This is a genomic window from Bacillus sp. FSL W7-1346 (assembly GCF_038593335.1).
In the GTDB taxonomy this organism is placed as follows: domain Bacteria; phylum Bacillota; class Bacilli; order Bacillales; family Bacillaceae; genus Bacillus; species Bacillus altitudinis.
On the sequence record NZ_CP151988.1, the window covers coordinates 1,927,884 to 1,943,489 of the forward strand.

13 protein-coding genes are annotated in these 15,606 nt (G+C 41.6%); 4 read left to right on the plus strand and 9 right to left on the minus strand.

The genetic code is table 11. The features are described 5' to 3' along the window. Positions 1-89 precede the first annotated feature (89 nt). From NST09_RS09755 to NST09_RS09770, 4 genes are all read right to left on the minus strand, one after another. Positions 90-737, minus strand: a complete 648-nt coding sequence (locus tag NST09_RS09755) for an SDR family oxidoreductase (RefSeq protein WP_007500715.1) — start codon at positions 735-737, stop codon at positions 90-92. Between the two features lie 177 nt (positions 738-914). Continuing rightward, on the minus strand, positions 915-1,256 hold the full coding sequence (locus NST09_RS09760; RefSeq protein WP_008346505.1) for a PH domain-containing protein: 342 nt from the start codon (positions 1,254-1,256) through the stop codon (positions 915-917). A 277-nt stretch (positions 1,257-1,533) separates the two neighbouring features. Beyond that, positions 1,534-1,671 carry a YozQ family protein gene (locus NST09_RS09765; RefSeq protein WP_017359491.1) on the minus strand — a complete coding sequence of 46 codons (138 nt, stop codon included), beginning with the start codon at positions 1,669-1,671 and terminating at the stop codon, positions 1,534-1,536. Positions 1,672-1,720: 49 nt separating this feature from the next. After that, positions 1,721-1,933 carry a DUF6501 family protein gene (locus tag NST09_RS09770; protein WP_017367443.1) on the minus strand — a complete coding sequence of 71 codons (213 nt, stop codon included), beginning with the start codon at positions 1,931-1,933 and terminating at the stop codon, positions 1,721-1,723. A 211-nt stretch (positions 1,934-2,144) separates the two neighbouring features. Between NST09_RS09770 and NST09_RS09775 the strand changes: the two genes are divergently transcribed. From NST09_RS09775 to NST09_RS09790, 4 genes are all read left to right on the plus strand, one after another. Then, positions 2,145-3,629: an aldehyde dehydrogenase family protein gene (locus tag NST09_RS09775; protein ID WP_342492976.1), complete on the plus strand. Its 1,485-nt coding sequence runs from the start codon at positions 2,145-2,147 to the stop codon at positions 3,627-3,629. A 298-nt stretch (positions 3,630-3,927) separates the two neighbouring features. Further along, on the plus strand, positions 3,928-5,805 hold the full coding sequence (locus tag NST09_RS09780) for a prenyltransferase/squalene oxidase repeat-containing protein (RefSeq protein WP_342492977.1): 1,878 nt from the start codon (positions 3,928-3,930) through the stop codon (positions 5,803-5,805). Further along, entirely contained in the window at positions 5,798-6,622 is an 825-nt protein-coding gene (locus NST09_RS09785; protein WP_007500719.1) for a superoxide dismutase, read from the plus strand. Before NST09_RS09780 ends, NST09_RS09785 begins: the two co-directional genes overlap by 8 nt. Positions 6,623-6,772: 150 nt before the next feature. Beyond that, entirely contained in the window at positions 6,773-7,723 is a 951-nt protein-coding gene (locus NST09_RS09790) for a bile acid:sodium symporter family protein (RefSeq protein WP_342492978.1), read from the plus strand. 31 nt (positions 7,724-7,754) lie between these two features. Here the strand turns inward: NST09_RS09790 and odhB are convergent, their stop codons facing one another. The 5 genes from odhB to NST09_RS09815 form a co-directional block, all read right to left on the minus strand. Next, positions 7,755-9,011, minus strand: a complete 1,257-nt coding sequence (odhB, locus tag NST09_RS09795; protein WP_007500721.1) for a 2-oxoglutarate dehydrogenase complex dihydrolipoyllysine-residue succinyltransferase — start codon at positions 9,009-9,011, stop codon at positions 7,755-7,757. Between the two features lie 14 nt (positions 9,012-9,025). After that, the gene (gene sucA / locus NST09_RS09800) at positions 9,026-11,860 is read right to left on the minus strand and encodes a 2-oxoglutarate dehydrogenase E1 component (RefSeq protein ID WP_035391743.1); all 2,835 of its coding nucleotides are present in this window, start codon (positions 11,858-11,860) and stop codon (positions 9,026-9,028) included. Between the two features lie 224 nt (positions 11,861-12,084). Further along, positions 12,085-14,001 (minus strand): VWA domain-containing protein, encoded by a 1,917-nt coding sequence (locus tag NST09_RS09805; RefSeq protein WP_074041995.1) that lies wholly within the window; start codon positions 13,999-14,001, stop codon positions 12,085-12,087. 11 nt (positions 14,002-14,012) lie between these two features. Next, a complete protein-coding gene (locus tag NST09_RS09810; protein ID WP_017367449.1) occupies positions 14,013-14,891 on the minus strand; it encodes a MoxR family ATPase in 879 nt (292 codons plus the stop codon). Between the two features lie 89 nt (positions 14,892-14,980). After that, a complete protein-coding gene (locus tag NST09_RS09815; protein WP_007500730.1) occupies positions 14,981-15,559 on the minus strand; it encodes a superoxide dismutase family protein in 579 nt (192 codons plus the stop codon). Positions 15,560-15,606: the final 47 nt, after the last annotated feature.

The following is a 15,606-nucleotide window of genomic DNA, read 5'->3' on the forward strand; positions in this document are numbered from 1 at the left end:
GGTCAATCACTCCTTTCTCTTTACCTTCCCGCTCCATGCGAAATGAAAACATCAAAAAAGCCGCCGCCTTTGGCAGCAGCTTTCTTCATTTAAAGATTGCGAAGTGCTTCTTCTACTGGTGTATCACCTTTGATTAAGTCAAAGGCTTTATTTTTCACATTGGATTCCGTTAAGCTTTCCACTAAGACAGTGGCTACATCTTCTCTTGAAATCTCAATGTCACGATCGTCTGGAATATGAGCCGCCGCTTCTATTTTCCCTGTCTTTTCCTCATGCAGCAGTGCTCCTGGCCGCACAATGGTGTAAGAAAGACCAGACTGTTTTAAATGTTCATCGGCTTTTCTTTTCGCTTCATAATAAATTTCCATACTGCCTTGTCCTTTTCCTTGATGAGGATCGTCGGCATTATAAGAACTCAGCATCACAAAATGCTGAATATTTTCTTTTTTGGCTGTATCAACGAGGCGTTTTGCCCCCTCTTGATCAACAGCGATGGTTTTATCTGCACCTGTTTTTGAGCCTGAACCAGCTGCAAAGATGACAGCTTCTGCTTGCTTCACAGCATCTGTCACATCCTCTTCAAGATCACCGATGACAGGCGCTGCACCAAGTTCTTTTAGCGCATCTGCTTGTTTTTCATCTCGAATGAGAGCAAGCGGCTCATGTCCTTTTTCTTTTAAATATCGAATGACAAGTCTCCCTGTATGTCCGTTTGCTCCAGCAACTAATACTTTCATTGTTCATTCTCCTTTCTGTATCTGTTTCATCTTTATCCTTTTTTGTTGTGATTCAAACACATGAATAGAAAAAAGCCTTCCCCACTGTAGTGGGAAAAGCTCAAGAGATGTGCGATAGATAAAAATAAGAACAAAGAATGAGAAAAGTGCATGTGATCTATGTAATCGCATCGTTGATCAGCAAAGATGTTTTGTTAAAATGGCCTGCACGTCACTCAAATCTGTATCTTTAGAAAAATCGAGTTCAAATACTTTTGAGCTTGTAACAAGCAGCATACCAGTGTCCTGATCAAACACGCCAGCTTCTTGAATGGCAAAACTTTCTATTGATCGATACGGCAAGGAGACCCTGACTTTCTTTTTAGAAAATACGCGGTTATCGCCAAAGATCAGTCGTTTATTAGTGAAACAAATTTGGTCGTGACGCAGTCTGTAAACAGCCTCAATTCTTTCTCCTTCAATTAATAAGGATTCGAATTTTTTATGATCATTTTGTTTACTGACAGAAAAAATACCCACGTAAACCCCCTCTTCCTGCATCAAATTCCTTTATGACAAAACGGCCACACGGCTCTGTGGGTACGTTTTATTCTCACTTATAGAATACGCTATAAATCGTCGTTATTCCATTACGAATAGATTAAATTTCATTTAACTTTTTCTTTTTGATCCGATGCTCTTTCCTCTACTTATTTAGACTGTTAAAGCAGGAAAAAAGTTTCAGTTTTTTTCAAGAAATCATTCGTTATGAGACCATAAAAAAACAGTGATTATGTAAAATCACTGTTTTAAATGACTATTCATCTTTCGGGGTATCAATCGTTCCTTCGGCATACACATCAGAAATTTGCTCAAGTGTAATCGCCATATCAGCATCTTCATTGTCATGCCAAGCATTTTGATGTTTCTGCTCTTCTTGCTGTTGCTTTTTCATCTTCATCACCCTTTACTATTTTTCTTAGTATGAGTGATGACCATCAAAATCATTCAGCAGAATTGTCTTCGAAATACTCTTTGTAGTACCCGCCTACTTTACCCGTATTATCAACGACAAAGAGGAATTCCTCTGTTTCATTTTTCACATCATATGTGTGTCCAACCGTTAATGCCCGGTCAACCATATATTTTTTCGCATTTGTATGTACACATTTTACTTGTTTTACCGTTTCAGCCGTTTGCCAATTTTGATGGATCATGATTTAAAAACTCCTTTTTTCATCTATACATTTATTGTAGCCAATTTTTCATGAAATGCAATGAGTGTTATCGATTGCTTTCAAACATGTCGTGTAATATGATAAATGTATACGTTTACATATGTGTGCGTATACAAAATGCTTCATGTCCACTTTTTCCACCTAGAACTCGCATAACAAAACCCATATCTTTAAGGAGGTTTGTTTATTTATGAGCTCTACAACACTTCAAATCAGTTCAAAACTCGAATCTTTTCTCCAAGGGACGAAAAAACTCTACATTAACGGTCAGTTTGTCACAAGTCATGATAACAAAACATTCTCTACGCCTAACCCTGCCACAGGAGAAACCCTTATTGATGTATATGAAGCAGGTGCAGCCGACATTGATGAGGCAGTAAAAGCTGCTAAAAAGGCGTTCCATGGACCTTGGCGTTCTATGTCTGCAGCCGAACGTGCCCGCTTGATGTTTAAGCTTGCAGATTTAATGGAAGAAAACCAAGAAGAACTAGCTCAGCTGGAAACACTTGATAATGGAAAACCAATTAATGAAACAACCAATGCGGATATCCCTCTTGCCATTGAGCACATGCGCTATTATGCAGGGTGGACCACAAAAATGACTGGACAAACCCTTCCTGTCAGCCAGGGATATTTTAATTATACCCGCCATGAGCCTGTTGGCGTTGTGGGACAAATCATTCCTTGGAACTTCCCGCTCCTCATGGCCATGTGGAAAATGGGTGCTGCACTAGCAACAGGCTGCACCATTGTTTTAAAACCAGCCGAACAAACACCGCTATCTGCTTTATATTTAGCTGAATTAGTGGATAAAGTCGGATTCCCAGAAGGCGTGATTAACATCGTTCCTGGATTCGGTGAAACAGCCGGTGAAGCATTAACCGATCACCCTGATGTCAATAAGCTGGCTTTCACTGGATCAACAAGTGTTGGGAAATTGATCATGGAGAAAGCAGCCAAATCCATCAAGCGTGTTACTTTAGAGCTTGGCGGAAAATCGCCGAATATTATTTTACCAGATGCCGATTTAAAGAAAGCCATTCCAGGTGCATTAAACGGCGTGATGTTTAACCAAGGTCAAGTGTGCTGTGCAGGATCAAGGGTCTTTGTGCACCGGAGCCAATATGATGAAGTCGTCGATCAAATGGCTAAATATGCGACATCCTTAAAACAAGGAGCTGGTCTTCATCATGATACCCAGATTGGGCCTCTAGTGAGTAAAGAGCAGCATGAACGTGTGTTAGGTTATATCGAAAAAGGGAAGTCAGAAGGTGCAACAGCTGTAGTCGGTGGTGACTGCCCTTATGAAGCAGGCTATTTCGTCTCCCCTACTGTCTTTAGAGATGTAGAAGATGAAATGACAATCGCAAAAGAAGAGATCTTCGGTCCAGTTCTATCTGCGATTCCTTACGATTCCATTGATGAAGTGGTCGAACGGGCCAATCAATCTGACTATGGGTTAGCGGCAGGACTTTGGACAGAAAACTTAAAGCATGCCCACGATATCGCTGCACGCCTAGAAGCAGGAACCATTTGGGTCAACTGCTATAATGTCTTTGATGCCGCCTCCCCGTTTGGCGGATATAAACAGTCAGGCCTTGGCAGAGAAATGGGATCATATGCCCTTAACAACTATACAGAAGTCAAAAGCGTGTGGATTAATCTGCAAGACTAATCATTTAAGAAAACCGATGACGATGTCATCGGCTCAGATTGTTGACAAAGGGCTAAAATGAACTTGATTTTAGCCCTTTGTCTTTTTTTCAGCGTGATAGAAAACCTTTGCAGTCTAGGAAGGACGAGTACTGGAGCGGAGCGAATTTGACATTCGTGAGCACCGGAACGCAGGACTGACAAAGAATGCGAGGGTTTGTCTACACGCTGAGCCGGTGACGATGTCATCGGCTTTTTTTGAGCTGTCATGTGACAGGCCGACTCCTGAATATAGTGATAAAGGAAAGGAGCATGGCCGAATGCAAGATTTTAAAACGAGAGTCAACGAATATATCGATGAACTGCACATGCAGGTAGAACGCAGACAAAGAGAAGATGGCGCATTTATTTTCTGCTTTGAAGGACCTATGATGACAAATGCTTTTTTCATTATGCTGTTAAAAGCCGTTGGTGACCCCGATCAGCAAATGATCCATCAATTGGCCGAAGCAATACATGCCAAACAAAATGAAGATGGTTCCTTTTCTTTGTATCATGACCAGTCGGGACATCTCACAGCTACAGTACAAGGTTATTGCGGCATGCTCGCATCTGGCAGATTTCAAAAAGACGAGCCCCATATGGAAAAAGCAGCACAATATATTCGCTCAAAAGGTGGCCTAAAGAACGTTCATTTTATGACAAAGTGGATGCTTGCCGTAAATGGCATGCACCCTTGGCCCTACTTCTATGCACCTCTTTCCTTTTTACTCATCCCTACGTCTTTTCCGCTACACTTCTACCACCTTAGTGCCTATGCAAGGATTCATTTTGTACCCATGATGATCGCACTGAACAAACGGTATACCTCTCATGCTGCGTTTCCATCATTAGCCCATCTTGATGAAACCATGTCTAAAAATCCATTTGACTGGTTTATGGCAAGAGAAGAACGTTCGACTGATGACTTCCTCATGTATATGCGGTCATATACAGCCCTCGACAGCCGGCTCGACTTTTTCGGATATGAAGCGGCAAAGCGATACATGTTTGACCGTTTTGAAAAAGATGGGACGCTGTACAGTTACTTAAGTGCAACCATCTTTATGGTCTATGCCCTCATGAGCCTTGGGTACTCCCCTGGACATCATCTCATCCAAAAAGCAGTCAGAGGTATGAAAAAGCTCGTCACCTCCTGTCAAGGCAAGATATATGCTGAGAATTCCACCTCGACTGTGTGGGATACAGCGCTTGTCAGTTACGCTTCTCAAAGAGCAGGAAGAAAACGAGAAGATCCCATGATCATGAATTCCTTCACCTATTTGATAGACCGGCAGCAAATGAAGAAAGCGGATTGGGCAGTTCATAACCGTCATGCTGCTCCCGGGGGCTTTGGTTTCTCACATATCAATACGAATAATCCTGATTGTGATGACACGCAAATTGTGTTAAAAGCGCTCCCAAAGGAATACGCTCCACTTCAGTGGAAACGAGGATATGACTGGCTTCTCTCCATGCAAAACCGTGATGGCGGCTTTTCTGCTTTTGAAAAAAATCAAGATCACTTTCTGCTTCGTCACCTTCCGCTTGAATCTGCGGAGGATGCGGCGATTGATCCGTCAACTCCTGATATTACTGGTCGTGTGCTCCATTTGATTGGTTTAGAAGAAAAAGATACTGCTTCACCCACGATTCTCAGGCAAAAAGATCGATGTGTAAAATGGCTCATTGACCACCAGGAGAAAAACGGATCATGGTTTGGCAGATGGGGTGTTTGTTATATTTATGGAACTTGGGCAGCGTTAACAGGACTGAAAGCGGCTGGCATTCCCTCCTCACACCCTGCTGTGCAAAAAGCGTGCCGTTTCCTAAAGCAGATTCAGCTTGAAGATGGCAGTTTCGGAGAATCGTGTAAAAGTGCAGAACTGAAAACCTATGTCCCGCTTCCCTTTGGCACAGTGGTTCAAACCGCATGGGCGACAGAGGCGCTCCTCCAATATGAGAAAGCAAATAACGCAGCCATTTTGAAAGCTGTCTCCTTTTTAGTGAACCATCACCATACTGAAGAAGCCATGTACTATCCGGTCGGCATTGGACTGCCAAAACAATTTTACATCACCTATCATAGCTACCCATTTGTGTTTCCGATGATGGCTTGTTCTACATTTTTAGAGGAAATGAGGCGTATAGATGAATAAAGAAGAATATCGCTCACAGCTCAAAGAGTGGCTTAGCACGATTCAACATGTGTGGCAAGATGATAATATCCATCGAAAAGTGGAACATTTACGACTCAAAATGGAGGATGATGATTCCAGTGAACAAGAATGGTACGAACTAGCCGAAAGGATTGCAGAAGACATGCAGCATCCACACGAAGAAGTGCGCGATGTAGCAGCTGGAAATCATCAGTTACCACCACTGCCTTATCGGTATGACGCTCTCGAACCTTATATTTCAAAAGAAATTATGTACTTGCACCATCAAAAGCATCATCAAACTTATGTTGATGGTCTAAATCAAGCTGAACTTGCGCTAAAAAAAGCAAGAAGAACCAACGACTTTACCATGATCAAGCATTGGGAACGTGAGCTTGCCTTTCATGGGGCAGGACATTATTTACATTGTATCTTTTGGTTTTCCATGAGTCCTTCAGGGAAAAGAAAACCTACTGGTCAAATGCTTCGTCTCATTGATCAATCATTTGGCAGCTATGAGGCGTTCAAGTCACATTTTTCAGCTGCTGCCAAACAAGTAGAAGGTGTCGGATGGGCGATTCTTGTATGGTCCCCTCGATCTCAGCGTTTAGACATTTTACAAGCAGAACGCCATCAGTTCCTCTCACAATGGGACATCATCCCCCTTCTTGCTCTTGATGTGTGGGAGCATGCCTATTACCTCCAATATCGAAATGAAAAGGCGCAATATGTAGACCGGTGGTGGAATGTCGTTGACTGGCGTGAGCCAGAAGCAAGACTAAAACAGGCTCAACAAGTGAAATGGACACCTTTTTGATCGCATACTCCACATAGTTCATTTACTATGTGGGTTTTATTAGTTAACATAATAATATTATGAACACCCATTACAAAATCATAGGTTGTTTTTTCAGAAAATTCATTTAAAATAGAAAAGATATGAAAAGAAAGAGAGTTGAAAGATAGTATGAACACCCTTTTACACATTAGTCACTTTGCAGGAAGAACATTCGCTATATGGGTCATTGTCTTTGCTTGTCTAGGTTTTACTTTTCCTGCGGCATTTTCTTTGATTGGACCTTATATCCCTTTTTTACTGGGCATTATTATGTTTGGCATGGGGCTGACGCTGTCTTCTGAAGATTTTAAAGAGCTTTTTAGAAAGCCTCTTTATGTATTGATCGGGGTTTTAGCGCAGTATACACTTATGCCACTCATAGCATTTTTATTGGCCTATGGGTTACATTTGCCTTCTGAAATCGCTGTTGGTGTCATTCTCGTCGGCTGCTGTCCAGGCGGGACTGCATCCAATGTAATGACCTTTTTGGCGAAAGGAAATACGGCCTTATCTGTTGCCGTGACAACGATCTCGACCCTACTTGCTCCCATTTTGACCCCTGTTTTCATTTATATCTTTGCAAAATCTTGGTTATCTGTATCACCGGGTGCTTTGTTTTTGTCGATTGTCCAAGTTGTCTTAATTCCGATTATTTTAGGTGTCATCGTCAAATTGTTTTTTAAAAAACAAGTGACGTATGCTGTACAAGCACTCCCACTTGTATCTGTTGCTGGCATTGTCGCCATCATTGCAGCTGTTGTCAGCGCAAACAAAGAACAGATTCTGCAGTCTGGACTGCTTATTTTTGCCGTTGTTGTTTTACATAATGCTCTTGGTCTATTATTGGGTTACCTCATTGCAAAATGGTGTAAAATGGACATTCCTTCTCAACGAGCAATTTCAATAGAAGTAGGGATGCAAAACTCTGGACTTGGCGCAGCCCTTGCGACCGCACATTTTTCTCCGCTTGCCGCCGTCCCCAGTGCCATTTTTAGCGTATGGCATAATTTATCTGGCTCTTGGCTGGCAACATTTTGGTCAAAAAGAGGCTACCCAGAAAATAAAGACCAAAAAAGCTAGTACCCTCATCGGTACTAGCTTTTTCTTTCGATTATCCTTCAAGCAATAGCTGTTCAGGATCTTCAAGTAGATTTTTAATCGTGACAAGGAACCCAACAGCTTCTTTACCATCGACAATACGGTGGTCGTATGAAAGAGCTAAATACATCATTGGACGGTTTTCAAAGCGTTCTTCATCAATTGCAACAGGACGAAGCTGAATTTTATGCATACCTAAAATTCCAACTTGAGGACTGTTTAAAATTGGTGTTGAAAGCAGAGAACCAAATGTTCCTCCGTTTGTGATCGTGAATGATCCACCTTGTAATTCATTGAGCGATAATTTGTTATCTCTTGCTTTTTTCGCAAGATGACCGATTTCTTTTTCAATTCCTGCAAATGATAGTCTATCTGCATCACGGACAACTGGTACCACAAGCCCTTCATTGGCGGCTACAGCAATACCGATGTCATAGAATTTTTTAATGACAAGCTCATCACCTTGAATTTCTGCGTTGAGAAGTGGATATTTTTTAAGTGCTGCTACCACTGCTTTTGTGAAGAAGGACATGAAGCCCAGTTTCACATCGTTTTGTTCAAGGAAGGCATCTTTGCGACGCTTTCTTAGATCCATGACAGCTGTCATATCGACTTCATTAAATGTTGTCAGCATCGCTGCCGTTTGTTGAACTTCAACTAAACGTTTTGCAATGGTTTGTCTGCGGCGTGACATTTTTTCACGCTCAACTGGTTTCCCTGCTTGATCATTTTGCACCGCAGCATTTGCTTTTGGCGCGGCTTTCGGTGCACTTGCAGGAGCTTCATTCTTTTGGTAAGAAGCTACATCCTGCTTTCGTACCCTGCCCAGCGGATCTGCGGTTGGAATCTCAGATAAGTCTAACCCCTTCTCTCTTGCTAGTTTTCTAGCTGCTGGAGAAGCGATCGTTCTGCCATTACCAGATTTCGGCTCTTCTTTTGCTGCCTCTTCTTTTTGTTCAGCTGCTGGTTCTTCTTTCGAAGCTGGTGCAGAATCTTGCTCAGGTGCTGGAGCTGCGGACTCGCTTCCGCCAGCTTCACCTGCTGCAATCGTTCCGATGACTTCTCCAACTTGGACAGTGTCACCAGAATCTTTCAGTACTTCTTTTAGAACACCAGATTCTTCAGCTGTCAATTCGACATTGACTTTATCTGTTTCAAGTTCTAACAGGTATTCCCCCTGCTCAACATAATCGCCCGGCTGTTTTAGCCACTGAGCAATTGTTCCTTCCGAGATTGATTCCGCTAGTTCAGGTACTTTAATTTCCGCCATTTTTCATTTCCCCCTTAGTTTTTGCGAGTCAAGCTATCAGATACAATTCGTTCTTGTTCTTTTTTATGAACAGTTGGATCACCCTCAGCCGTACTTGAACGTCTTCTGCGGCCGATGTAACGTACTTTTACTTTTTCAGATGCAATTTCACGTAAATATGGCTCAATATATCCCCAAGCGCCCATATTTTGCGGTTCTTCTTGCACCCATACGATTTCTTCTAAGTTCGTCAGTTTTGATAAAATGGCTTTAATATCTTTGGCTGGGAATGGATATAATTGTTCCACTCTCGCAATATGAAGCCAATCTTTTGAGTCTTCCATTTGAGTAAAACGATCACTAATATCGATCGATACCTTCCCGCTCGATAGCACAAGGCGTGTTACTTTTTCATGATCATGCACAAGGCCCGGCTGTTCAAGAACTGGACGGAACTGTCCATCTGTTAGTTCTTGGACTTCGGATAATGTGTTCGGGTTTCGAAGCAGACTCTTCGGTGTCATGATGACAAGAGGACGAATCTCTTCACGAAGCAGCATTTTCGCCTGTCTTCTAAGAATATGGAAGTATTGAGCTGCACTTGTCAGGTTCGCAACTGTCCAGTTATTCTCAGCAGCTGATTGCAAGAAGCGTTCTGTTCTTCCACTAGAATGTTCTGGACCTTGTCCTTCATATCCATGTGGCAAGAGCATCACAAGCCCTGACTTTTGTCCCCACTTGGCGCGGCCTGCTGAAATAAATTGATCAAAATACACTTGAGCCGCATTTGCGAAGTCTCCAAATTGAGCTTCCCAAATCACTAATGTTTCAGGAGAATAGACATTATAACCATATTCAAACCCGATGACAGAGCCTTCTGACAGTGGACTATTATGGACTGTAAATGATGCATTTGCATCACTCAGTTCATGAAGAGCAATGAATTCATCACCCGTTTGACTGTCGTGAAGAACAAGGTTTCTTTGAGCAAATGTGCCTCGCTCAGAATCCTGTCCGGTCATTCGAATCGGCGTACCGTCTTTTAATATAGATGCAAATGCCAGTGCTTCACCAAGTGACCATTCCACTTTGCGATCATCTGTAAACACTTTTGCACGTTTTTCAAGGATCCGCTTTAGCTTACCGAATACTTGGAAGTCTTTCGGCCAGCTAATTAATTCTTCATTCAGCTTTCTTAATACATCAAACTCTACAGATGTATCAACTGCAGGGAAGCCGTTAGATACAGGCTCTGGCAGTTCGATTTCTTGAATCGTATGTTCTTTCTTTGAAGGTACTTTTTTATAAGCTTCTTCAATTTTTGCCGTGACAGCCTGCTCAATTTCTTCTCTTTGTTCTTTTGACAGAAGGCCCTCAGTGACAAGCTTATCTGCGAAGATATTCTTGACCGTTTTGTGCTTTCTGACCGCATCGTACAGCATTGGCTGAGTAGTAGAAGGCTCATCCATTTCGTTATGGCCATATCTGCGGTAGCCAATCAAGTCAATTAAGAAATCCTTTTTAAACCGTTTACGGTATTCTACCGCCAGCTGAACAGCTGCTAAACAAGCTTCTGGATCGTCTGCATTGACGTGAACAATTGGAATCTCGAAACCTTTTGCAAGGTCACTAGCGTATTTCGTTGAACGAGATTCATTGCTTTCTGTGGTAAATCCAATCATATTGTTGGCAATGATATGGATCGTTCCCCCCACTTGATAGCCGACTAATTGACTTAAATTTAATGTTTCTGCGACAATTCCCTCTCCAGGAAATGCAGCATCCCCATGAATTAAGATGGCTAACGCTTTTTCAACGTCTTGAACTGGATAGCCTTTTTGAGTACGCGATTCTTGAGCAGCACGAGTGCTTCCTTCAATAATCGGATCAATAAATTCCAAGTGACTTGGGTTATTGGCAAGTGTGACTCTTGCACTCTTTGTATCTTCATCTTTGATTTGGCGGTCAGCACCGAGATGATATTTTACATCCCCTGTCCATCCGTAGCTGATGCCGATAGAGCCTTCTGATGGTACAAGCTCTTTATTAGGCGCATGCTGGAATTCTGAGAAAATGATCTCATATGGCTTTCCTAACACATGTGCTAATACATTTAAACGGCCTCTATGTGCCATTCCAATGTTAATATTTGAAGTCCCTTGTGTAACAGACTCGGATATAATTTCATCAAGTACTGGAACAAGTGCGTCTAATCCTTCTATAGAAAAACGCTTTTGTCCAACAAATGTTTTATGAAGGAACTGCTCAAATTGCTCGACTTCTGTTAATCTTTTGAGTACAGAAACTAGTTTATCTGCTGGTTTTTTCTTAAATAATTCACCAGACTCAATAGATTTAGAGAGCCAGTTGCGCTCTTCGAAGTCATGTACATGATCAAACTCAAATGAAATGGTACGCTTATACGTATTTCTCAAATGGTTAATGGCTTCTATGCCGTTTGAAATGTGTTTAGGTGCATCTGGACTAATAATTGATATTGGAATATTCTTAACGTCTTCTTCAGTTAAACCGTATTCCTTTAATGGAAACAGCTCTTGTAATTCCTTTTCTTTGCGAAGAGGATTGACGGAAGCATTTAAATGGCCATACGTTCTGATGTCTTCTGCCAGTTTAACGACTGATGCTATCTTTTGGATTTGTTCAGAAGTAACTACGCTATTTTCTTTTTTCCCAATTTCCTCCTTCATTTCACTCGGTGGTGCACCAAGTTCATCAAATATGCCTCTTATGTCTTCATCAACACTAGTAGGATCCTGGACATATTGATCGTAGAGCTCGAGCACGTAGCCGAGGTTCGGACCATGAAATTCTTCCCAACTCAACGGTTGTTTCACATCATTTTGAAACATTTTGAACACTACCCCCAACTTTGATCATCAAGTGATTGAACACTATCTCGATATAACTTCCAGAACACAATGACCAAATTTATGTAATAAAACGCTTCCAATCATATTCTACCACTGTTTCGGATTACTTTCTACATTCTTTGTTCAATTAAAGATAAAAAATTCAAAGAAAAACAAAAAATTTAAATCATTCCGAAAAATATTTTAAAGAAAGGGGCAAAACCTTATGCCCCAATGCTTTTATGCAGCAATTTCTTGAGTAATGGATATAGCACATCTGGCAATGTATCGACATCCGGTACAAAAATGCTGAACTTGCCATACATATCTTGGATCGTTTTCATCTGCGCCTCTTCAATCGGAGAATTGGATAAAAACACATTGATGACTTCAATTCCCTTTTTTCTCGCTTCGAGAACCGCTTCATGTGTATCCACGATCCCATTTTGTTCGTAGCTGAATGCAGCCGGCTCTCCGTCTGAGAAAACAATGAGGAACTTTTGCTCTTCTCTTCGTTTTAAAATCATTTTTGTCATTTGGCGAATCGCATATCCATCCCGGTTATCCTCTTCTGGCTCAAGTGACATAATGGATGGTCCTGCGTCAAATAAGGAATCTTTGAACGATACGACGGTGTTAAAGTAGTTCGGCTGACTTGTTTCAGTTGCGTCATTTGTATCTTCCCAGAACCCTACAATTTGATGAGGTACCTGCACTGATTTTAAAGCTTCATGAAACAGAACAATCCCTTTTTTTGTCTCATCCATTTTGTCAAACATACTTGCAGAACAGTCAACTAATAAAGTGAACACAGCATCAATTTGAGAAGATGGCGCTTGTTTTTTATAAAATAGTCGAGGGTTGGACTCTGTAAAATAACGAATGAGCTTTTTACTGAGACGTCCTGCATGAAGATCTGTTTTTGGCCATGATTTTTTATGCTCAAGTGTTTTTTGAATCATTTGTTTTAAGCGTTTCTGATAAGGCTCGATTGCCTTTGCGTGCTGCTTGTACACATCTACTTGCTCTGGTGAAGGAGGTTCTGGTGAAATCATGACTGGAAATGCATATTTGTTTTCTTTTCCATTCTCATGCGCATCTGCCCCGCTTTCTTCTCCTTCTGCCTCTTCTAGTGCTTCAAGCTTTGAATAGTCTTTTCGATGGGTTTGTTTGGCTGAACCTTGAACCGTTCCAAGCGCCTGATCTCCATCGTCACCTTCTCTTGCCGCATCTTTACCGAGATCGCTTTTACCACCGTGTTCTAAATCAAATTGAAGGAAACTTTTAGATGGTGCTTCTGTTTCTCTATGCCATACTTCCATATATTCATTATGGATGTCTTCATCCCCCTCTTTTTCCCGATCGACTTTTATATCCTCACTTAATTTAGGCTTTCTTTTGAGGTCATGGAAAAGCGGTTCTTTTGCCGCTTTTTCATAGTCCAATTCTGGGAAGAAGAAGTATGTATTCAGCATATCCTTTTCAAGGAGCTCATCGAAGCCTTCTGTCAATTCCTTCACAATAGTGGCGATATCAGATGTCGAGCGTGCGTCATATACACGTTCAAGACTCGACTCAATAAACGGAATCATTGGATCTATCCGCTCATGAAGGGGTGGAATTTCTTCAAGCGGAGATTCGGCTGTCAGCTTCACGTATATCGCACAAAAGAGTGCATCTGTTAAAATACTACGCTCTTGGTTAATCGTTAATTGTGTTTTAAAGTGACGTCTGTAAAGCTCTCTTCTTCGTTTAAATACCTTTTTTGTTCCTGGGCGGTCACGTTTAATCCGCTCTTCAATGCGGATATCTTCAAACAGCATAAACAATTGTTTGCACACATCAGGAATGGATAATGTGTGGGCATAGCGAATGATGTCTTCAAATACTGTAAGATCGCTATACACTGTCCCTACTGCTCGCAGAAACACATCACTTTTTAAGCCTGCCATCATATCCTCTTGATGACGATCATCCCAAAAATGGCTGATGAAAATTTTCTTTTCAAACGGTTCATAGTACGATTGAACACCGTATTCAAGCTCCACATCATCACTTTTGGCAAGTGTTTTGGCTAAATCCGTTAATTCCATAAATAGAAATGAATCGATTCTGCTGTCATTAAATTTGATGAATTTCAAAAGTCAGAACCTCACTCGAATAATGTTTGAGCGATATTTCTTACCGCTGCTTTTTCCCGGTCATCTTCTAGCTTCTCTACAATTCCTCGTTCAATTGCACGAAGCGGCGGAATATATTGCGCAAGATCACATGTGTCTAACAGTGCGCGAATGGATGCGGCTTCTTCACTGACCTGTCCATTGTGTGCTTGGACGATGAGATCTGATGAGAGCTGTACGAATTGATCGATTAAACGCTCATCCTTTAATACGGATTGAGTGTGCAGTACTTCTTTTAAAATGCCACCGCCAATGTAAGGAACTTCAATGACGACAAAACGATTTTTCAGCGCTTCATTGAGCGGCACTGTCCCCACATATCCCTCATTGATTGCTGCAATCACGCCAAAACCTTCTTCTGCTCTAACGACTTCACCTGTAAATGGGTTTGTCATCATTTTTCTGTAATCAAGCACACCGTTTAAAATAGGCAGTGTTTCTGGTTTTGCCATGTTGATTTCATCAATATATAAAAGGTGTCCTTTTTTCATTGCTTTTGTAACGGGTCCTTCAATGAATTCTATAGAAGCAACTTGTCCATCATTATGGATGGTTTTATAGCCAATAAGACTTTCTGCATCAAGGTCAACTGAGCAGTTTACACTGTGCATCGGCTGTTGAAAGAAAGCGGATAAAGTTTCTGCTAGTTTGGTTTTACCTGAGCCCGTCGGTCCTTTTAACAGAACATTTTTTCCTAGGGCAAGTGCAATCATGGCATCTTGAATAATAGACGTATCTTGTGATTCATAGCCGCCTGTTCCGATAAGCGGACGAAATTCTTCTTCGAGAACTTTTCCTTTTGCTTCGATCATTGCTTGAATTTCTTCTGGGAGTGATGGTTGGTTAAACATATATGATTAATTCCTCTCTTCGATCATTTTCCTCACCAAGTATACTAAAAAAACCTTTATGCACTCAATACATAAAGGTTCGTCTTCTGTTATTTTACCATTTCTTTTGTGATGGCTCCGCAAGCAATGCGTTTCCCTGAGTTGCCAGAAGGGTTGCTTAAGTAATCATCTGCTTCTGCATGGATGATGAAACTTCGCCCGTTTTGATCGATTAATTGATTTGGGCCTCCCTTTAACGTCACATCTGGTACATTCACGACAACATCAATTTGTCCATCTGCCCCTACCTCTAAATTAGGCATATCTCCAGCATGATGCCCTTTTGGGTTGTCGAAGCCATGCTCTCTATGGGTCGGATTAAAATGTGCACCTGCTGTTTCAAAATCTGGCGTTTCACATATTCCTGTTTCATGAATATGAAAGCCGTGAGGACCTGGTGGCAGTCCTTTCGCTTTCACATGCAGATCCAGCCCATTTTCTGAGGACTCTCTTATTTCAATGCTCCCTATTTTTTGCCCGCTTTCGTTTATGAGTGACGTTGTGACTGGTGCTTGTTTAGGTGCGGCAACTTCTCTTGTTTCTTCTGTCGTTTCTTTTTTCGGCGGTGCATGACATGCTGATGCGGTAAAGATCAAACATATCATGATCATCCACACTGACTTTTTCATTTATGACTGCCCCCTTTTGATATCAGTATGGACAATCACAGCAACGG